This window comes from Parahaliea maris (genome assembly GCF_008064665.1).
Lineage (GTDB): Bacteria > Pseudomonadota > Gammaproteobacteria > Pseudomonadales > Halieaceae > Parahaliea > Parahaliea maris.
In genome coordinates, this window is record NZ_VRZA01000003.1 from 639,913 (window position 1) to 660,559 (window position 20,647).

The window sequence follows — 20,647 nt, forward strand, 5'->3', positions numbered from 1 at the left end:
TGGATTCCCGTGACTTACAGCGTCAGCTGGTCGCCCCGGGCGGGCACCTCTACCGACATGCCAAACTCCTCCTGCAGACGTTGCGCCAGCACGACCTGCGCTTCCGGCTCGCCGTGCACCAGTACCATCCGCGGACGCGGGGTAAACGATCCCGCCCACTCGATCAGTTCGCTTTGCCCGGCGTGGGCGGAAAAGCAGCCGAGGGTCTCGATCCGGGCCTTGATGGCATAGGGCTCGCCAAACAGTTTGACCTCTTTGGCGCCGTCCACCAGCAACCGGCCCAGGGTGCCCCGGGCCTGAAAGCCGACAAAAATGACGGTGTTGCGGTTGTCCCAGATGCGCTGCTTGAAGTGGTGGCGGATACGCCCGCCGGTACACATGCCACTGCCGGCAATGATGATCGCCCCGGACTTGATCCGGTTGATGGCCATCGATTCCTCGGTGTCCTCGACCAGGTTCAGGGTGGGCAGGAAACTGGCGAGGGAGTCACGGTGGACCTCGCTCAGCTGTTTGATGTCGTCACCATCGAGCGCATTCAGCCAGTTGTCGTAGACCCGGGTAACCGCGATGGCCATGGGGCTGTCCAGGTAGACCTGCCAGGGGTCGAGTTCGCCATTTTTGTAAAGCACGCCCAGGTGAAACAGGATTTCCTGCGCCCGGCCCACGGCAAATGAGGGAATCATCACACTGCCCCCCCGACGCCAGGTGTCGTGCAACACTTCACGCAGTTCGTCGAGGGTGTCGGCTTCGCACCGGTGTTCGCGATCGCCGTAGGTGCTCTCCATCATTAGCAGGTCTGCTTTTGTCAGGTGTGTGGGGTCTTTCATGAGCACCGAACCGCTGCGCCCCAGGTCGCCGGAAAAGACCAGGGTGCGGGTGTCGTGGCCGTCCCCGATAGTCAGCTCGACGATGGCGGAGCCGAGAATGTGACCGGCATCGTGAAACTTCAACTGTAGCTCGCGGAATACGTCGAACGGCGTGCCATAGGCAAGCGGCCGGCATTGCCTGAGCACCCGCTCGACGTCTTCCTGATCGTACACCGGGGATTCCGGCTTGCGACCGCGGCGTTCCCGCCGCAGGTTCTCCCGCTCCAGGTCGCGCAGGTACAGGCCAGCTGAGTCGTGCAGCATGATGTCCAGCAGGTCGGCGGTGGCGGCTGTACACAGGATGGGCCCGCGGAAGCCGCGGCGTACCAGCAGGGGTAGCAGCCCCGAGTGGTCCAGGTGCGCGTGGGACAGGATCACCGCATCGAGGCTGGCCGGGTCGAAGGGAAAATCCTCGTCCTGGATGCGATCCACTGCGTCGCCGCCCTGGTGCATGCCGCAGTCCAGAATCACCCGGCGGCCACTGGCCAGTTGTAGCAGGTGGCAGGAACCGGTGACCTCGCCGGCGGCGCCGTGAAAGGTAATGGTTGTGTCGGCCATGGTCACTCCGCCGTGGTTGCAGTTATGGGACTAGTGTAGTCCTACACGATGCGTGAAGGGCACTAGCGTAAATCTTTCAGGCGTGCAGGTTTGCTGCGGCCTTCCCGATCCACGCCGCCGCGATGGCTGGCAATGGCCAGCAGGAGCTCGGCGGTGGCCAGGGCATCCACCAGTGCATTGTGCGCGGGATAGTCGGGCAGGCCGTAGCGGCGGCGACAGGCGGTGAGGTTCAGGCCACCGTTGTGTTCGGCTTGCCCGACGCGGTCGCGGTAGCGTTTTTCCATCGCCAGCGTGTCCAGGTACGGCAGCAGCAGGGGCGCGCCGAAATGACGCTGGCTGGCCCGGTTCAGGTACGTCAGGTCCAGGGGGGCGTGGTGGAATACCAGTACCCTTCCCCGCGCAGCTTCACACAGGCGGTCAATGGCGTCGGCTTCGCTGCCCGCCTGCTCCAGGTCGCAGTCCCGCAACTGGTGGATGCCGGCGCTCTGGCCCACGCTGCCGGTGGTGGCGATCAGGCAGTGACTGGCGGAGGCCAGGTTGACGCGGCCACCGTCCACCGCCACCCAGCCAAGACTGAGCAACTCACCTTCGTTGACGTCCAGAGACGACATCTCTGCGTCGCACACCAGGAAGCGCTGTTCCACCCAGGGGCGACGGGCAGCCGGGGCGGGCGCTTCCCAGCACCGGGCCAGTACAGTGCCGCTGACCCGCGAGCGGTAGCGCCAGCGGCGCCAGGGTAGCGGCCACATCAACCCATGCCTTGGCGAAAGCGCAGACGCACGCCAGCCTGGGCATCGTGAATAATGGAAAAGGCGTCCCGCAGCTGTTCCCGGGCCATCTTCGACAGGTTCCTGGGATTGAGGAAGTTACTCACCTTCTCACCGCGCAGCTGCTGCTCCACGTGGTTCTGCAGGCGCAAGCGCTGCAGGCAGTGCAGGGCGTCGGTCAGGTTGCGTGCGTCCACTTTGGCCAAGGCACCCGCCTGCTCCAGGGCGAGCAGGCGTTCGTCGGTATTGACGGCAGCTACACGATGACCGAGGGCGTGGAGTCGGACGATGTCGGTGATGGGCATGACCCCGTGCTTTTTCAGGTCCAGACTGTCGCGATGCTGGCCGTCGCGATCGACCACGAAACGGCGGAAAATGCCGAGCGGCGCCGGATTGTCCAGGGCGTTTTGCGCCAGTGCAGCCAGGAATATGGTGTTGTCGGACGAAGCGGACAGCATGGTCTGCTGCAGTTGTTCGCACAGACTCGCGTCGCCGTGAATGGCGCGCAGGTCGAAGAAGATCGATACCCGCATCACCGCGTCGGGTGTAGGGGTGCGGGTCCAGCTGCGGACCTTTTCTTGCCACTGGGCCAGCGGCAGGCGCCACTCGGGGTTCATCGCCATCACGTTGCCGTTGCAGTAGGGGTAGCCGCAGGTATCGAGTCCGTCGCACACCGACTGCGCCAGTCGCTGGAAATAGTCCGCGTGCTCCTCGCCCATGCTGTTGTCGATGATCAGGCCGTTGTCCTGGTCGGCACCCAGCAGCTGCTCCTGGCGGCCCTGGGAACCGAACCCGGCCCAGCAGTAGGGTACCGGGGGAGGCCCCAACCGAGCTTCGGCGATCTGCAGCAGGCGGACGGTAACGGCGTCACTGATGGCGGTGAGTACCCGGCTGACCTGGCGCGCCCGGATACCGGTGTTGACCCACTGCACCATGAGATTGGGCACGCCCTGCAACAGGCTCTGGATGCCGGCCACCTCCTCCTGACGGTAGATGTGCTGCACCAGGAACACCGGGTCATCCTGGCGCGCCAGCATGAGATCGGACGTGGTGACAACCCCGCAGAGCTTGTTGTCGCGCAGGACCGGCAGGTGGTGACAACCGTACCGGGTCATGGTCAGTAGTGCTTCGAACAGGCTGGCCTCTGCCTGCAGCCAGCGCACATCAGCGGTCATGATGTCGCGGGTGGCGGTCTCGGGTGAGCGGTCAGCGGCGAGCACACGCTCTCGCAGGTCACGGTCGGTGACAATGCCCGCCAGTGTCTCACCGTCCATTACGAACACCGAGGAGACCCGGCGAGCTGTCATGGCGCGGGCGGTCTCGCTGATAGGCGTATCAGGACGCACCGTCAGCAGGTCGCTGGTCATCACCGACGCCACCGCCTGGGTCATGGCGTGAGGCTGGGATTCGTAGCGGGCCGCGCGCCGCAGGCGGCGGCTACGCTGGGTGTGGAAGTAGCGGTCGAAATCCCGGTGGGCCTCGCGCAGGGCAAGGTACCGGTGGTTGGGCAGGTGGTAGAGCAGGGTGTCTTCGATCACGGTGGCGGTCACACCTTCGGAGTGCGCCTGGTTCAGGCGCTCGAGATGGAAGCTTTCTCCCTCTCCGAGTCGGTCTAACAGCTTGTTTTGGCCGTCTCGCAAGTCGATGGCGCCGCTGCGTACAACACGCAAACCGCTGCCATCACCGGTGACGAGGCGCTCTCCCTGACGGTGGTAGATGACCTCCATGTCCGCGGCGCTGGCCCGGAGGGTGTCCGGATCGAGTTCGTTGAAAGGCAGGGTCTGGCCGAGGAAGTCGACCAGGGATTGTAGCTCAGGCGATATCGCTCTGCTGCCCGATGCGGGTTCATGCTGGTCTGCGGACGACATGGCTGGCAGTTCTCCCGCTGCGCCGGTACCCGGTGTTATCGGCCGTCTGGGCGATAACAGTTGCGTCGGTGGTTAGCGGCTGAAATTGGTAGACACTTCTGCAGTAAACCGGTTATCCGGTGTTATCGCAACCAGCCGCAGGCGTTCGCCCTCTGCAAGGGGCGCCGCCAGGGGTAACTGCCACAGTGTGGTGTCGCTGTTCACGCTGGTCATCGACTCCGGTGGAACATTGTCTGCGGGTGTGGCGCCTGCGGGCACCACGGCGAGCGCGACGCCCTGCAGGCTGACATTGGAACTCAGTTCCAGCAGGGGGGTGGCGTCTGTCGGGAGTACCTGCAAACGCAGGGTGACATCGCCATTGACCAGTTCACAGGCACCGCTGTCGTAGCGGCAGTTGCTTTTTTCCAGTAGGGGGTACACCTGCCCGGGGATGGCCGCGTGGGGCTTTTCACTGGTGAAATGGCCGACCCCGAACCAGGCGATGAGTGAGAGGATGGGAGCCACCAGCAGGGCAATCACGATGTGTTTGTTGGTGAACATGCTGGTGGCGTCTCCTGTGGTTACAGCTTCAGTGGTCGTGGGCGACTTCGGCACCCGCGGGGATGCGGATATGTTCGACCAGTTCGCGCACGGACTCCGGCGGTTGTGCAGTCACTTTGGACACCGCGAAGGCTACCGCGAAGTTCACGACCGCGCCGACCACACCAAAGGCATTGGGTTCGATGCCGAAGAACCAGTTCTCGGGAGTGTCGCCAAGGAAGGCGGTGCCCGGGATAAACATGATGCCCTTGTGCTGGAACACATAGAACAGGGTAACACCGATACCCGCCACCATGCCGGCGATGGCGCCCTCCTTGGTGACGACCTTGGAGAAGATGCCCATCATCAGCGCCGGGAAGATCGACGAGGCGGCGAGACCGAAGGCCAGGGCCACCGTCCCCGCGGCGAAGCCCGGCGGATTGAGCCCGAGATACCCCGCGCCGACAATCGCCAGGGCCATGGCCACACGGCTGGCGTTCAGCTCCGCCTTCTCGGAGATGTTAGGTGCAATCATGCCCTTGAGCAGGTCGTGAGAGATGGCTGAGGCAATCGCCAGCAACAGGCCCGCTGCGGTGGATAGCGCTGCCGCGAGGCCACCGGCTGCCACCAGGGCAATTACCCAGTTGGGCAGGCGGGCGATTTCCGGGTTGGCCAGTACCATGATGTCGTTGTCGATCTTGACCATTTCATTGGTCTCGGCATTGGCGCTGTACTGGATGCGGCCGTCCTCGTTCTTGTCCTCGTAAGCGAGCAGGCCGGTGGTTTCCCAGTTCTTGAACCACTGGGGACGCTCGTCGTAGGCGAGATAGTTGCCGGGTTGCGGTTCGATGGTCTGCATCAGGTTGAGGCGTGCCATGCCGGCCACCGCGGGGGCAGTGGTGTAGAGGATGGCGATGAACACCAGCGCCCAACCAGCGGAGGAGCGCGCGTCGCTCACCTTGGGTACGGTGAAGAAGCGGATGATCACGTGGGGCAGGCCCGCGGTGCCGATCATCAGCGAGGCGGTGTAGGCGAACATGTTCAGCGTCGATAGCCGTTCACTGATGGTGTACTGGGCGAAGCCCAGGTCCGTCACCACCTGGTCGAGGCGGTCCAGCAGGTAGGTGTCGCTACCGCTCAGGGTGCTGCCAAGGCCCAGTTGGGGCAGGGGGTTGCCGGTCAGTTGCAGGCTGATGAACATCGCCGGGATGGTATAGGCGAGGATCAGCACACAGTACTGGGCAATCTGGGTGTAGGTGATGCCCTTCATGCCGCCGAGTACTGCATAGAAGAACACGAGGATCATGCCCACATACAGGCCGGTGTCGTAGTCCACTTCGAGGAAGCGGGAGAAGGCTACGCCCACCCCTTTCATCTGGCCGATGACGTAGGTCACCGAACAGATGATCAGGCAGATCACCGCTACCGCCCGCGCCGACTTCGAGTAGAAGCGGTCGCCGATAAACTCGGGCACGGTGAACTTGCCGTACTTGCGCAGGTAGGGGGCGAGCAGCATCGCCAGGATCACAAAGCCGCCGGTCCAGCCCATCAGGAAGACGGAGCCGCCGTAGCCCATAAAGGCGATCATCCCCGCCATGGAGATGAAGGACGCGGCTGACATCCAGTCCGCGGCCGTGGCCATGCCGTTGGCCACCGGGTGCACGCCGCCGCCGGCGACGTAGAATTCCTTGGTGGAGCCGGCCCGCGACCAGATGGCGATGCCGATGTACAGGGCGAAGGTCGCCCCGACCACGATATACGTTAGTGTACGAAGATCCATGACAGCCCCCTATTCGTCGTCGTGGACATTGAACTCGCGGTCCAATGCCGCCATACGGCGCGTGTAGTAGAAAATGAGTGCGACAAATACGTAGATCGAACCCTGCTGGGCAAACCAGAAGCCGAGCTTGTAGCCGCCGATCTGGATCTGGTTGAGAACATCCACCAGCAGGATGCCGCAGCCGTAGCTGACCACAAACCAGATCACCAGGAGTTTGATCATCAGCGCGAGGTTGCGCTTCCAGTAGGCCGCGGCCTGTTCTTCTGTCAGCTTGGACATGACAACTTCTCCGTTAGCATTGTTATGGTGAGAAGAGTCCACTATACACCCGGGACTCCTCCCGTTCTTTTCGACTTTGGTCGGGTGCGCCCGACCCTAGAACGCGTACTTCACAGCAAACTGCAGCCGGCTCAGATCACCCTTGCGTCCGTCCTCCAGTTCCTTTTTGCCGTAGCTGAGCTCGCCGCCGATTTGCAGTTTCGGCGCCGGCAGCCAGTTCAGGTTGGCGTGCACGGTCTGGTAGTCGCTGGCAAGGCTGTTGGCCCCGCCGAACTCACCCGTGTCGGGATTGTCGGCGGAGGCGGCGGACAGCGAAAAGGTGCTGCGCCACTCGTCACTCCAGTAATGCTGGTAGGCGACGTAACCGCCCCATTGGTCGATGGTCTCGATGTCGCCGTTGGCGTCGATGTAGCCGTCGTTGAACGCATTGAGGCCCAGGTAGCGGCCCAGGGCGTCGCCGTAGCTGAACATGAAGCGCAGGTCGTCGCGGCCCAGCATCCATTTGCCCGCCAGGCTCAGGCCGTAGCCGAACTGGCTGTCGCTGGCGGCTTCGGTGGCGCTGTCGCTGCGGGCCTCGTAGTCCAGCTCACGGGCGATACCGGCGATGGACCAGCTCAGGTCACCGGCCTTGCCGTTATAGCGGGCGACGATGTCGGGCATGGATTCCGCGTCATCCAGGCGGGTACTGACGCTGCCGCCGCTGAACTGGTTCAGGCGGGTGGCGGGATTCTCCAGGGCCAGCTGCAGGGGGCCGCTGGTCCAGCGGATCATCGGCTGGCGGTTGAAGATGGTGCCCACCGGGCCGACGAAATCCAGCACGTCGGGCAGTGCGCCGACGTTGAAGAAGGTGCTCCAGGTCTGGCCCGCCAGAATCGAACTACCTTCGGCGTAATCCCAGTTGACGAAGGCGTGCCGCAGGCGCGAGTTCCACGAGTTGGAGATACGCTCGTCCCCGGCCGGGCTCAGCATGAAGTCGAGTTCGATACGGGTGGAAATGGCGCCGGCATCGGTATTTGTCTTCGTAGTGAAGAAGAATCGCGATGATTTGGCGTGCAGGCTGAAACTGTTGTAGCTGTCGGCGTCGCCCGAGGCTGGTTCCACCGGAATCACCGAGGGCACGATAAAGTCGTTGATCAGCGAACTGGAGGGCCTGCCCTCGGAGTAGCTGCTGGCGATGCCGTCGAGCTGGATATAACCGCCGTAGCGCATGGTGGTGCCCTTGGCCATCGGCCGGGCTTCCTCGATGTCGCTGCTGTTGCTGACGATGGACTGGCTGTTGGAGGTCACCTGAGCCTTGAGTTCCGCGATCTGGCGTTCCAGTTCGGCAATCTTGTCCGCCACGGCGTCTGCCAGCGCGGGAGTGGAACCGACAGCCAGGCTTGCTGCTATCAGGACATGCTGGGTGTGCTTGCGCATCTTCACTGCTCCTGTTCTGGTTATGAATTGAGCAGTGGCAGTATTGGTCGACGCTGTCATTGCGGCCATTAGACTTTGGTCGACACTGGACCAAAGTCGATAGTCAATCACTTCCGTTTGCCCGCAGCGGGGATTACATTGTCTGGCAGGACCGGATTGATGTTCGGTGAAACTGGCCGTTACCCGGAGTGCCGCCGTGACTGCACATACCATTCTTATAGCCGACGACCACCCGCTGTTTCGCGCCGCGTTGCAGCAGGTCATCGCCCAGCGTTTCCCGCAGCACACGGTACAGCTGGCCTCGGAAGTGAGTGACCTGCAGCAGCTGGCCCTGGGTGGCGGCGCCATCGACCTGCTTCTGCTGGACCTGCACATGCCCGGTGCCGTGGGCTTTTCCGCACTGTCCTGGTTCTGCGGCCATTTTCCGGCAGCGCCAGTGGTGATGATTTCGGCCAACACCCACCCTGACACCGTGCGCCGCGCCTTCGATCACGGCGCGGCCGCGTTCCTGTCAAAGTCTGCCGATATCGACGCGATCCAGAGCTGCATCGAGGCGGTAATGGCGGGCGAGCGCGGCCTGCACCCGGGGCTGCAGGCCGGTTCCAAGGGCGCCAGCCTGCAGGCGCTTGACGTTGCCGAGGCTCTGTCCAGCCTGACACCGCAGCAATTCAAGGTAGCGTCGATGCTGGTGGAGGGCCTGCTCAACAAGCAGATCGCCTACGAACTCGACGTCAAGGAGGCGACGGTCAAGGCGCATATGACGGAGATCTACCGCAAGTTGGGAGTCACTTCCCGCACCCAGGCAGTGCTGGCACTCACCAGTCTCAGCGTGGAGCCGCCCGAGGATCTTTCCGCGCCGGTCTAGCCCCGCAACAGGGCGAGAATCAACGCCCGCAAGCGCGCGGCGTTCACCGGCTTGGGCAGGAAGCGATAGCCGGCTTCGCGCACCTTCTCACGCACTTCTCCGCTGTCATCGGCAGACAACACGACGACCGGCGGCAGGGGGCCGGACTGGGCGGCCAGGGCGTCGAGACCGGTGTCGCCGGCGTCGAGGTGATAGTCGGCGAGAATCAGGTCGGGCGTCTGTTCCGACATGGCCCGGGTCAGGCCGGCCCGGTCCGCCGCGGTGATGACCCGGGCTCCGGCGTCTTCCAGCAGGCGCTGCAGGCCCTCGAGTACCAGGGGTTCGTTATCCAGGCAGGTGAGGGTGATGCCGGCCAAATCCTGTGCCTGCCGGGGTTCGTCTTCCACCGGCAGGTCACGCGCCTCGCCCAGGGGGACGGTGACCGAGAACAGGGTGCCCTCCCCCACGACGGATTCCAAGCGCAGCGGGTGATCGAGTAAGCGCGCACAGCGCTGCACAATCGCCAGCCCCAGGCCGAGGCCGTCGCCTTTGCCAGTGCCGGATTTCACCAGCCGCTGGAACTCCTCAAAAATGGCGACCTGGTCGCGTTCGGCAATCCCGGGCCCGGTGTCGATAACCTGCAATTCCGCCATGCCCGGGCGCCGGCGGACGCCCACCAGGATATGGGCGTGGGGGGCGTAGCGCAGGGCGTTGGACAGCAGGTTTTGCAGGATCCGGTGCACCAGGGCCTCGTCGGAGTGCAGCCACAGGCTGCTGGGCATGACGGTAAGGCGTTGCCCCTGGCCCTCTGCATCCTCGCGGAACTCGTCACGCAGGGCATCCAGCAGGCGGCCGGCCGGGAAGTCGGTGAGTTGGGGCTGGTAGCGGCCGGAGTCGAGGCGGGCGATTTCCCGCAGCTCGGAAATGAGTTGCTCCGCCCGCCGCAGGGAGCGGTCGATCTGGTCGACGACCTGGGTGGCGTCGGAATCCTTAGTAGTGTTCAGCTGCTGGCGCAGGCTGGCGGTGAACAGGCGCGCGGCGTTGATGGGCTGCAGCAGGTCGTGACTGGCGGCAGACATGTAGTGGGACTTGCTCAAGTTGGCTTCCCTCAGTTGCGACTCCGCCTCCGCCCGCAGGCGGTTTTCCTGGCGCAGCAGCGCGTTACTGGCGCTGAGTGACTCCGACCCGGACACCACTTTCTGTTCGAGTTCCTCCTTGGTATCGCGTAACTCCGCCAGCATGTCCCGATAGCGGGTGATGTCGATGTAGGTGGTGACAAAACCACCCCGAGGCATCGGCTTGCCCTGGATCTCGATCAGCCGGCCATCGGGCAGGGTGCGCTCCAGGCGGTAGCTGCTGCCTTCGCGCAGCCACTGCAGGCGGCGCGCTATCTGTTCCTCGATACTCTGCTCGCTATTGGTGTTGAGGAAGCCGCGCTCGGCGTTGTAGCGGTACACGCGCTCGATGGGGCAGCCGATGTAGAGAAAGCGCTCGGGGTAGTTGAACATGTCCTGGTAAACGTGGTTCCAGGCCACCACCCGCAGCTGTTCATCCACTACCGAGACGCCCTGTACCAGGCTTTCCACAGTGGTTTGCAGCAGGTCCCTGTTGAAAGTGTTGAGGCGGCTGGCGTCGGATACCATCGACGCCAGGTCGCTGTAGTCCAGCTGCTGGAAGCTCTCCAACTGCTCCAGGGCCTTGTGGGCCGAGGAGGCGCCTATCATGCTCGCCAGCACCGACTCGGTTTGGCTGACGACGAAACGGGGCACCCGATCACCCGGCAGCAGGCGCTGCTGGTAGCGGTCCTCGAAGGCCTGCCACATGCGCTGCATTTCATCCTGTTCCACGAAGGGCAGCAGCAGCGCCTGGAGCTGGCTGCCCCGGATCAGGCTCAGCTCGTAGTCTTCTGCGTCATCGTCGGGGATGGTTGCGGAGTGTGACAGGAACAGCCGGGTCTGGCGGATATCCGCCCGGGAGGGCTTGAGCAGCAGTGACAGGCTCACCAGGCACAGGCTGTTCAGAGACAGGCTCCAGGCGGTGGCGTAGGCGAGCCGGCTTTCCCCGGCTATGCCAAACAGGCCCATCGGCCGCAGCCAGTCGATACCCAGCGGACCGTAGCTCAGCAGGGGGCTGTGTTCCGGCAGCAGGGCTGGCAGCACACCGCAGTAAAACCACAGGCTCAGCCCTACCAGGATGCCGGTCATGACTGCGATGCCGTGAGCGCGCCGCCAGTAGAGGCCGGCGAGCAGCGCCGGTGCCAGCTGGGCGGCCGCAAGGAAGGAGATAAAGCCGATCTGGGCCAGCCAGGGCAGGGCGCTGAGTTGCCCGGTAACCGTCCATGCCGCCAGCAGGATGCCGACAATAATGATCTGGCGGGTGCGCCGGAGGTTGTCGCCCAGTTGCAGTACGGCGGCCGGCGAGTTGCGATTGAAGCGCATGAGCAGGGGGGCGACCACCTCGTTGGTGAGCATGATCGCCAGGCTCACCGTGGCCACGATGACCATGCCGGTGGCCGCGGAAATGCCGCCTACAAAAGCTGCCATGGCGCCAAAGCCTGAATTCAGGGCCAGGGGTAACAGCTGGACGTAAGTGTCCGGGTTGACACCCTCCGCCACGGCGAAGACTTCCGAGCCGGCCAATCCGATGGGAATCACCAGCAACATGAACAGCAGCAGGTACACCGGGAACAGCCAGCGTGTCAGCCGGGTATCGGTGCCGGGTTGGGCCTCGACCACCATGACGTGAAACTGTCGCGGCAGGCAGAGTACCGCCAGGCCGCTGATCAGGGTATTGGCGAGAAATTCTCCCGACAGGGAAAAGTGCTTGAGGGCTTCGGTGGAGGCGCTGAGGGAGCCGCTGTCCGGCAGGCCCAGCAGGTAGCCCAGTGCCAGCAGCGCGACAAAGATGAACGCCAGCAATTTAACCAGGGATTCCACGGCGATGGCCGTCATCATGCCCTGGTGACGTTCATGTCCGTCGAGACGCCGGGCGCCGAACAGGATGGTGAATACCGCCAGCAGGATGGCGGTAAACAATGCGGTATCCATGCCGATGTCAGTGAGCGGGGCGGCCTCCCCGCCGACGATGGTCCAGGCCTGGGCCAGGGCCCGGAACTGCAGGGCGATGTAGGGCAGGACAGCCGCGCAGGCCACCGCCGTGGCGAGGATGGCCAGGCTCTGGCGCTTGCCAAAGCGGGCGCCGAGGTAGTCGGCGATGGAGGTGACCCGGTGGCCCTCGCCCACTGCCATCAGGCGGCGGATCACCGGCCAGCCGAGCAGGAATACCAGGATCGGGCCGAGGTAGATCGGCACGTGAGACCAGGGTTCCCCGGCGGCGCTGCCCACGGCGCCGTAAAAGGTCCAGGAACTGCAGTAAACGCCAAGCGACAGGGCATAGACCAGCCCTCGCCAGCGCGGGCTGCGGGTCTGGTGCAGGCCGCGATCGGAATTGCGGTCCACCCGCCACGCCACGGCAAACAGGAAAAAGATATACAGCAGCGCTAGACTGAAAAGTACTGAAGACGACACCGTTGACCTTGCCCCGGCATGATTATTGTCTGGCTGGCCGAGCGTATGACCGGACACCCGTCAGGTGATGATAACAGAGGCGGCGGGCCCAAAGTGTTGCAGGCGTTTCGACTTTGGTCGTATGGCGAAGCCGGGAGCGCGCCGCTACATTGGGCGATAGACTTTTATAACGCTTTCCATAACAAAGCTCTCACAAATAGGCTCCGCCGGCATGACTTACAGTGAACAGTACCTGCGCTCCATCGATGCGCCCGAGGCTTTCTGGGGCGAGCAGGCCGCCGCCCTGGACTGGTTCCAACGGCCCGAGACCATGCTCGACCGCGACGACAACGGCATCCACCGCTGGTTCGTCGATGGCCAGCTCAATACCTGCCACCTCGCACTCGATTACCACGTGGCCCAGGGGCGCGGTGACCAGGTCGCCATTTACTACGATTCCCCCGTGACCGACAGCAAGCGCGCGATCACCTACAGCGACCTGCTGGACCAGGTGGCCCGCTTTGCCGGCGTCCTGCTGGCGCAGGGCGTCAGCAAGGGGGACCGGGTATTGATCTACATGCCCATGGTGCCCGAGGCGGCGGTGGCCATGCTGGCCTGCGCCCGTATTGGTGCCATACACTCGGTGGTGTTCGGTGGTTTTGCCGCTCACGAGCTGGCTATCCGCATCGACGATGCCGAACCGGTGGTGGTGGTCTCCGCCTCCTGTGGCATTGAGGTGGACAAGGTGATTCCCTACAAGCCACTGCTGGACGCCGCCATCGAGGCTTCCCAATACAAGCCTCGCGCCACAGTGATTCTGCAACGCCCGGAAGCGGCGGCTGAACTGCAGGCAGGCCGCGACATCGATTGGGCGGCCGCCGCGGCTGATGCGGAACCAGCGCCCTGCACGCCAGTAGCGGCGACTGACCCGCTGTACATCCTCTACACCTCCGGCACCACCGGTCGGCCCAAGGGCGTGGTGCGGGACAATGGCGGTCACGCGGTGGCCATGCACTACAGCATGAAGGCCATCTACAACATGAACCCGGGCGACGTGTTCTGGGCGGCATCCGACGTTGGCTGGGTTGTGGGCCACTCCTACATTGTGTACGCGCCCCTGATCGCGGGACTCACCACCGTCCTCTACGAGGGCAAGCCGGTGCGCACGCCGGACGCCGGCGCTTTCTGGCGGGTTGTCAGTGAGTACGGCGTGAAGGCCCTGTTCGCGGCCCCCACCGCGTTCCGCGCTATCCGCAAGGAAGACCCTGAGGGCAAGTTGCTGGCCCAGTACGATATGTCCTGCCTCAAAACCCTGTTCATGGCGGGGGAGCGGCTGGACCCGCCAACCTACGATTGGGCCCGCGAGTTGCTACAGGTGCCGGTGGTCGACCACTGGTGGCAGACCGAGACCGGCTGGGCCATCTGCGCCAATCCCATGGGGATCGAGCCGGTGGCGACCCGCGCCGGCTCGGCGACGTTCCCGGTGCCGGGCTACAACGTGCAGATCCTGGATGACGACGGTAAACAACTGGGCCCCGACCAGCAGGGCAGTGTGGCCCTGAAGTTGCCGCTGCCTCCCGGTTGCCTGCCCACCATCTGGGGTAATTTCCCGCGCTTCCGCGATGGCTACCTGTCCACCTTCGATGGTTACTACGTGTCGGGAGACGGTGGTTACCGCGACGAGGACGGCTATGTCTACATCATGGGACGCACCGACGACGTGATCAATGTCGCCGGACACCGCCTGTCCACCGGCGAGATGGAAGAAATTCTCGCCGCCCACCCGGCCGTGGCCGAGTGTGCGGTGATCGGTGTGCACTGCGAACTCAAGGGCCAGAAACCCCTGGGCCTGGTGCTGCTGAAAGACGGCGTGGATATCGACCCGGACCAGTTGCACCGTGAACTGGTGGCGAGCGTGCGCCAGGAAATCGGCGCGGTGGCCAGCTTCAAGGACACGCTCATTGTGCCGCGCCTGCCCAAGACCCGCTCCGGCAAAATCCTGCGCAAGGTCCTCAGGCAGATGACCGACGGGGAGGAGTACGCGGTACCTTCCACCATCGACGACCCCGCCAGCCTGCCGGAACTCGAACAACTCCTCACCCGGCATCGCACGCCCTGATTTCAGCGCAGGCTGGCTGCCCGCGGGGAGCCAGCTAGCCCTGATTCGCGGTACTTTCTGACGTCAACTGCTGGCTTCTGGCGCGCTATTCCAGCCGCGCGTTGACAATGAAATCCAGCAAGGGGTATTCGCGGTCGATGTACTCGCTGCCGCCGGTTTCCAGGGGGCCCTGCTGCCCGCCCCGCAGGCCGCCGCCCGCGTTTTCTCCGTACAGGCCGTAGAGCCGGTCGACCACGTCCATACCTTCGACGACCTCGCCGAAGGGGGCAAAACCGCTGCTGTCGAGCCGGGCATTGTCGACCGTGTTGATGTAGACCTGGGTGCTGCGCGTATCGGGGCCGGTCATAGCGAAGGCCACGCTGCCGCGGGTGTTGCTGGCGGCGACCGGATCGTCCTCGATGTAGCGGGATTTCCACAGCCGCTGAATCTCCGGCTCGCCGTGAACGCCGAACTGGGCAATGAAGCCCGGGACCACGCGGTTGATATGCACGCCGTCGTAGTAGCCATTTTTCACCAGCTGGTAGAAGCGGTCGGCGCCGCGGGGAGCCAGCTCGCGTTTTACCGCGATGCGAAACAGGCCCTCGGTGGTTTCAAAGCGCGCCACGTACTGCGCTGGAGCCTGCTCCAGCCAGGGGGAGGATTCCGGCGATGTCAGCGCGCTGGCATCGCGGGAATTCTGCTCTTCCGGGATGGCGGTCTGCTCGAGGAAGCGCGCCAGGTAGGGCCCCCATACGCTCGGCAGGGAGTGGGTGCCGTGGCCGCGGGTCAGCGGGGTGATATCGAGGGTCACTGACTCGCCCTGCGGCACGTTGACGATGTGCTCTTCGAGCAGGCGCAGTTCCGGCGGGTTGACCTGGTCATCGGCCGAGTTGATGGCCAGCAGGGGCGCGGTGATGTTTTGCAGGTGGGGCGCCGGGTTATAGAAGCGGGAGGCGTCGAAGGCGTAGGTCAGGTTGTTGGCGTCCATGCTGCCGCTGTAGCGCTGCACCAGGCCTTCCAGCCTGGCTTCGGACTGCTCCCGGGTCGGTGCCTCCAACTGGTATTGCAGTGGGCTGGATACCATGAAAATCAGCGGGTACATCGCCTCGCGCAGCCCCGCGGGTTGTTCATCGTAAAACCCGTCCTTGTAGCCCGGGTCATTCTTGACGGCATCGATGATCATCTTGCGCAGCATGCGATTGCGCCCGGCAATCTCCACCGGGAGGCTGGCCAGGGGCATCAGGGCATCCATGTAGTCGGGGTAAGTGTAGCCCCAGACCCAGCTCAGCATGCCGCCCATGGAGGTACCGGTCACCAGCCGCAGGTGGTCGACACCGAGATGTTCGGTCAGCAGCCGGTACTGGGCCCGCACCATGTCGTCGTAGGTGTAGTTGGGGAAGTCGCTGGCCTGCCCCTCACTGGGGCGGCTTGATTTGCCGTGACCGATGGCGTCGGTGAGCACGATGTAATAACGGGAAGCATCCAGCAGCTCCCCCTCACCAAACAGCACCCCTGCATAGCGCTCGCTGAGAAACCCCGAGCCGCTGCCCGTGGTCCCGTGCATGATCAGAACGGCGTTGGTGACCTGTCCATCGGCATTGCGCCGGGGCGTACCCAGGGTGGTGTAATGCTGGCGCAGCTCGCCGACCTTGCCGTCGTCGTAGCGGAAATCACGGATGGTGTAATCACCCTCAACGGGTTCGCGTGTCCCGGCGGCGGGGGCGGTGAGTGGCAGACACGCCAACAAAATCGCCGCCAGGGCCGTTGCCGGGCCTCTGGCAATTTCGGGCAACATGCAAAGGGTCTCCTGTGAACCGTTTCAAGAATAGGGGATACTGCAGCAAAGCGTCGGCTGTGTCATGGCGGGTCGCCAATCGGGACGGGAATAGCCAGGTGATGAACGGTAAACTCCTTTGGTTGTCAGTCGGGCTCGTGCTGCTGGGCGGTTGCAGCTCGACACCGGAGGTCACCCCGTCGACCACGGAAGAGCCACCCCGGCTGCTGCAGGTGGGCGTCACCCGGGTCGTGGAGGGCGACATTCTGCAGGTGGTCGACAGCGAGGAGCGTACGCATACCATTCGCTTGCGCGGGGTGGATGCGCCCGAGCCGGACCAGCCCTATGGCGAAGGTGCGCGGCGCTGCCTGGAAGAACTGGTGCTCGGGCGCAGCGTGCTCCTGAGTGCCAATATGCGGCCACTGAACGATATGCTGGTCAGTGAGGTCTATCTCCGGGCGACACCGGTCAGCAAGCTGCTGGTACACAAGGGTTGTGCCTGGTGGGACCAGCAATCCGCCCCCTACGACCTGCGCCTGGGCCATATTGAAAACAGTGCCCGTCAGGCCCGCCGGGGGCTGTGGGTAGATCGCAGCCCCGTTGCGCCCTGGGAATGGCGAGCGGGGTCTGGCCGTCCTTAAGCAAACATCTGTTCTGGAGTATTACCATGCGTTCCATCTTCGCCGGCCTGCTGCTGTTGCCCCTGGCTGCCTGTTCCTGGGTCGACCTCACCCCCCAGGGGGAGACCGTCACGGTCGTTTCCGCTGCGCCTACCCATTGCAAGCGGCTCGGTAACACCGTCGCGATCACCCGCAGTGAACTGGCCAGCATCGACCGCAATCGCAAGAAGGTCGAGACTGAACTGCAGACCCTGGCCCGGAACGCCGGTGCCCGGATGGGTGGTGATACGGTGGTGGCAGAAAGCGAGGTCAACGCCCAGGGCGAACAGACCTACGGGGTGTATCGTTGCGGCGCTATCGCGTCCTGACCCATTTCCGCCGGCTTCAGCGATTGTCCTCGCTGAAGCTGGCCAGTTGCTGCCGGTAACGGCGACTGGCCGCGCTGTCCTGCAAGGCTTCGCTACTGGCGATGAGCAGGGTCAAAACTGCTTCTTTCTCCTGCCGCTGGTAGTCCGCATGTGGTTCCACCAGGGCAAGCGCTCGCTCGAGGTAATGTCTGGCCGCCAGGGGCTTGTCGCGGGCGAGGTCGATACGCGCCAGGCCCGTCAGGGTACGCTGCAGCTCTGGGTGATTGCTGCCGAGCACCTCCTCCCGCGCCGCCAGAATCCGTTTTAGCAGGGGCTCCGCCGGGCCGAGATCGTCCAGCGCGAGCAATAGCTCTGCCTGCTCCTGGGCGGCAATCAGGGTGGCGGGGTGGGCGAAACCCTGCTGCCTGACCTCTTCCGCCACTGCGTGCTCTATCAGCGGGCGTGCCTCTGTATAACGCCCCATCAGCCGGTACAGCCGTGCCAGCTTCATTTCGCTTTGCAGGGTTTCAATATGGTTGGCGCCCAGGGCGGTGCGACGGCGCTCGAGTACATCCAGAAAGAGGGGTTCCGCAGCAGCGTACTGGCCCAGGCCCCGGTGCGCGTCCGCCAGGCTGTGCAGTGAGCGCAGGGTCTCCGGGTGATTGGGGCCCAGTACCTCCTCTGCCAGTGCCAGGTGTTGCTCCAGCGCCTCGACTGCATCGGCGTAGCGGCCCATGGTCTCCAGAACGAGACCGCGGCGGCTGAGGCAGCTCATGGTCAGGGTGTTGGAGGGGCCCAGTGTCTGCTCCGCCTGGGAGGCGCAGCGGCTGTAGTCTTCCAGGGCCGCGTCGTAGTTGCCCAGCCAGTGTTCCAGTACGCCGAGACTCTGCAGTGTGCCCAGGGTTTGCCGGTGTGTTGCGCCCTGGAGTTCCCGCCGTCGCTGGTAGATGTCGGCGAAGCGGTCCCGGGACTGCTGCAGCTCGCCGAGCATGTGCTGGGAGCTGGCGACGGCGCTTGCGGCTTCCAGTGTCTTCAGGTTGCCGCGCCCATAAAGTTGTTCACTGAAGGCCAGCGCTTCATTCGCCAGTTCCAGCCGGGCTTCCAGTTCGAAGGCGAGATAGTAGGTTTCGCTCAGGTCCAGCAGGGCGCGCAGTTTCTCTTCGTCATCCCTGATCTGCCCGCCGCGGTGCAGGGAGAGGGCTTCCTTCAGTTGCTGTCGCGCCGGCTCGATCAGGCCAAGTTCATTGTAGGTCTGGCCTATGATGCGCTGGATCACCGCCCTGGCCGGTGCCGCGGCGGACTCGGCCTTGGCGCTGTCGGCGTCCAGCCGCACGGCTGCCAGGTCCAGCATCTCGCGCACGGTGACGTCCTTGCCGCCGCTGTTATCCGGGTGTAAGCCAGTGAACATCTCCTCGACCAGGCCGAGTACGGCCGTGGTGCGGGCCAGCTGGTCCCGGGCCACGTCGCGCTCCACCGCGAGCACCTGGGCCTGCTGCCAGAGGGCGATGCCAAGGGCGGTGACCGTGATCGTTGAGGACAGGATCAAGACGCTCGCCAGCCGGTTGCGCTGGACGAAGCGCTGGATCAGGTAGGGCAACGAGGGCGGTCGGGCACTGACGGGCCGCCGCGCCAGGTAGTTCTCGATATCCCGGGTCAGGGCCGCTACCGACTGGTAACGCCTTGCTGCATCCCGGTGCAGAGCCTTGAGGACGATGTTATCCAGGTCGCGGTTAAAGCGGCGCCGGGAGGGCGTCGCCGCCGGCGCGGCCGAATCATCCACCGGCCTGCCGGCCTGCTTGCGCAGGGAGGGTGGCTCGGTCTCGATGACCCGCCGCGCGTAAGCCCAGGTGCCGCTGTCCGCGCCATCGAAAGGGCGGTGACCGGTCATCAACTCGTACAGGATGACGCCGAGGGAATACACGTCCGACAGGGTACTGACCGGCTCGCCGCTGAGTTGTTCCGGGCTGGCGTAGAGCGGAGTGAGCACTCGCTCATCCATCAGGGTCTGTGGGTCCTCGCTGGTGCCGCCACTGCGTATCAGCTTGGCGACCCCGAAATCCATCAGTTTGGGTTCACCGTCGTGGTCGATGGCGATATTGGAGGGTTTCAGGTCCCGGTGAATTACCAGGTTCTGGTGGGCGTGCTCGACCGCCCCGCACACTTTGACGAACAGCCGCAGAATGGCGTCCACCGACAGCGAGCGGGCGGTGCAGTAACGGTCGATACGCTCACCGTCGACGTACTCCATGACCAGGAACGGGGAGCCGTCCTCGAGGCTGCCACCGTCCAGCAGGCGGGTGATATTGGGGTGTTGCAGGTTCGCCAGAATCTGGCGCTCGTCCTGGAAACGCCGCAGCACATCGGCATTCTCGCCGGCCAGCTGGTTAATAATCTTGATGGCGACCTGCTGTTCGTACTGGTCATCTGCGCGGGAGGCGAGGTAGACGGTACCCATGCCGCCCTGACCGATTTTGCGCAGGATGCGGTAGGAACCTGCGCGATCGCCCTGTTCAAGGGTGCTCTGTTCCAGCCAGTCCCGGGCGGAGGCGCCGACAATGTAATCGAGCTCCGCGGGGGTGTCGCTGTTGTTGAGCAACTCGAGCACCGCGTCGAGCAGGTCCCGATTGTCGCCGCACTCGCGCTCCAGAAAGGCCGCTCTCTTGCCGGGAGGGAGCTCCAGGGCCGCGTGGAACAGGCGCTCCATGTCTGCCCACAGTTCGCTGCTCATGCGAAGCGTGTACAGGCGGGAGAAAGGAGAGGCAATGAAAGGCTAGGGAGCGGCTTGGAACCGGACATGGCCAGTCCTCAGTGGCTGCTCAGCTGAGTCTTGAGCCAGGTTTTGGCAAAGCGCAAATCGCGATCCAGGGTGCTGCTGGACAGGCCGGTGATCTCCTCCAGTTCACGGAATGACAGGCCACCGAAAATCTGCAACTCCAGCAGTTCCGCCTTGCGGGCATCCAGCTCGGACAGCTTCTCCATGGCCCGGTCGAGGCTGAGCAAGTCCTCGTGGTTGGTTGCGTCTTCGATCAGTTCGATATCCACCGCAATAGGCGCAGCCTTGCCGCCGCGTTTATCGGCGCTGCGGGCCTTGGCGTGATCCACCAGAATGCGGCGCATCATGCGGGAGCAGAGGGCGTAAAAATGGCTGCGATCCTGCCAGTTCACGTTGGCGGGTGCCAGGCGGCCGAACAGCTCATGCACCAGTGCCGTGGGTTGCAGTGTGTGGCCCGCATTTTCGGCACTGAACGCCGCGCGGGCGCGCTTGCGAAGCTCTTCGTAGACCAGCGGGGTCAGCTGGTTGAGCGCGCTGGCATCGCCTGATCGCCACTGATGCAGCAGCGTTGTCACGGATTCGTCATCTGTCACGCTGGGTACTCTGCGTTCTGCCCTGTTCATTTGCTGCCG

Annotated in this window: 15 protein-coding genes; 4 read left to right on the forward strand and 11 right to left on the reverse strand. The window is 64.1% G+C overall.

The genetic code is table 11. The features are described 5' to 3' along the window. Positions 1 to 14: 14 nt before the first annotated feature. The 7 genes from FV139_RS11210 to FV139_RS11240 form a co-directional block, all read right to left on the reverse strand. The gene (locus FV139_RS11210; RefSeq protein ID WP_148068504.1) at positions 15 to 1,424 is read right to left on the reverse strand and encodes an MBL fold metallo-hydrolase RNA specificity domain-containing protein; all 1,410 of its coding nucleotides are present in this window, start codon (positions 1,422 to 1,424) and stop codon (positions 15 to 17) included. A gap of 62 nt (positions 1,425 to 1,486) precedes the next feature. Continuing rightward, positions 1,487 to 2,173: a 3'-5' exonuclease gene (locus FV139_RS11215; protein ID WP_148068505.1), complete on the reverse strand. Its 687-nt coding sequence runs from the start codon at positions 2,171 to 2,173 to the stop codon at positions 1,487 to 1,489. Next, positions 2,173 to 4,059 carry a DUF294 nucleotidyltransferase-like domain-containing protein gene (locus FV139_RS11220; RefSeq protein WP_148068506.1) on the reverse strand — a complete coding sequence of 629 codons (1,887 nt, stop codon included), beginning with the start codon at positions 4,057 to 4,059 and terminating at the stop codon, positions 2,173 to 2,175. The genes FV139_RS11215 and FV139_RS11220 overlap by 1 nt, the downstream gene beginning before the upstream one ends. 72 nt (positions 4,060 to 4,131) lie before the next feature. Next, the gene (locus FV139_RS11225) at positions 4,132 to 4,599 is read right to left on the reverse strand and encodes a hypothetical protein (RefSeq protein WP_148068507.1); all 468 of its coding nucleotides are present in this window, start codon (positions 4,597 to 4,599) and stop codon (positions 4,132 to 4,134) included. 28 nt (positions 4,600 to 4,627) lie between these two features. Beyond that, the gene (locus tag FV139_RS11230; protein WP_148068508.1) at positions 4,628 to 6,358 is read right to left on the reverse strand and encodes a sodium:solute symporter family protein; all 1,731 of its coding nucleotides are present in this window, start codon (positions 6,356 to 6,358) and stop codon (positions 4,628 to 4,630) included. Between the two features lie 9 nt (positions 6,359 to 6,367). Next, positions 6,368 to 6,637: a DUF4212 domain-containing protein gene (locus tag FV139_RS11235; protein ID WP_148068509.1), complete on the reverse strand. Its 270-nt coding sequence runs from the start codon at positions 6,635 to 6,637 to the stop codon at positions 6,368 to 6,370. A 96-nt stretch (positions 6,638 to 6,733) separates the two neighbouring features. Then, positions 6,734 to 8,053 (reverse strand): DcaP family trimeric outer membrane transporter, encoded by a 1,320-nt coding sequence (locus FV139_RS11240; RefSeq protein WP_235898626.1) that lies wholly within the window; start codon positions 8,051 to 8,053, stop codon positions 6,734 to 6,736. Between the two features lie 196 nt (positions 8,054 to 8,249). Here FV139_RS11240 and FV139_RS11245 point away from each other — a divergent pair, with 196 nt between their 5' ends. Continuing rightward, complete coding sequence (locus FV139_RS11245; protein WP_148068510.1) at positions 8,250 to 8,918, forward strand: response regulator transcription factor; 669 nt, start codon at positions 8,250 to 8,252, stop codon at positions 8,916 to 8,918. On the opposite strand, the gene FV139_RS11250 is transcribed toward FV139_RS11245, so the two are convergent. Further along, on the reverse strand, positions 8,915 to 12,355 hold the full coding sequence (locus tag FV139_RS11250; protein WP_235898627.1) for a hybrid sensor histidine kinase/response regulator: 3,441 nt from the start codon (positions 12,353 to 12,355) through the stop codon (positions 8,915 to 8,917). The genes FV139_RS11245 and FV139_RS11250 overlap by 4 nt on opposite strands. A 280-nt stretch (positions 12,356 to 12,635) precedes the next feature. Here FV139_RS11250 and FV139_RS11255 point away from each other — a divergent pair, with 280 nt between their 5' ends. Continuing rightward, positions 12,636 to 14,522, forward strand: a complete 1,887-nt coding sequence (locus FV139_RS11255; protein WP_148068511.1) for a propionyl-CoA synthetase — start codon at positions 12,636 to 12,638, stop codon at positions 14,520 to 14,522. Between the two features lie 85 nt (positions 14,523 to 14,607). Here FV139_RS11255 and FV139_RS11260 read toward each other — a convergent pair whose 3' ends face one another. Continuing rightward, positions 14,608 to 16,296, reverse strand: coding sequence for an alpha/beta fold hydrolase (locus FV139_RS11260; protein WP_148068512.1), 1,689 nt, complete (start codon positions 16,294 to 16,296; stop codon positions 14,608 to 14,610). A gap of 101 nt (positions 16,297 to 16,397) precedes the next feature. Between FV139_RS11260 and FV139_RS11265 the strand changes: the two genes are divergently transcribed. Together FV139_RS11265 and FV139_RS11270 are read left to right on the forward strand one after the other, a co-directional pair. Further along, complete coding sequence (locus tag FV139_RS11265; RefSeq protein WP_148068513.1) at positions 16,398 to 16,916, forward strand: thermonuclease family protein; 519 nt, start codon at positions 16,398 to 16,400, stop codon at positions 16,914 to 16,916. A gap of 26 nt (positions 16,917 to 16,942) precedes the next feature. Continuing rightward, positions 16,943 to 17,263, forward strand: a complete 321-nt coding sequence (locus tag FV139_RS11270) for a DUF4156 domain-containing protein (protein ID WP_187276491.1) — start codon at positions 16,943 to 16,945, stop codon at positions 17,261 to 17,263. A gap of 16 nt (positions 17,264 to 17,279) precedes the next feature. Here FV139_RS11270 and FV139_RS11275 read toward each other — a convergent pair whose 3' ends face one another. Next, the gene (locus FV139_RS11275) at positions 17,280 to 19,970 is read right to left on the reverse strand and encodes a serine/threonine-protein kinase (RefSeq protein WP_148068515.1); all 2,691 of its coding nucleotides are present in this window, start codon (positions 19,968 to 19,970) and stop codon (positions 17,280 to 17,282) included. 77 nt (positions 19,971 to 20,047) lie between these two features. Further along, entirely contained in the window at positions 20,048 to 20,608 is a 561-nt protein-coding gene (locus FV139_RS11280) for an ECF-type sigma factor (RefSeq protein ID WP_213004088.1), read from the reverse strand. Positions 20,609 to 20,647 lie beyond the last annotated feature (39 nt).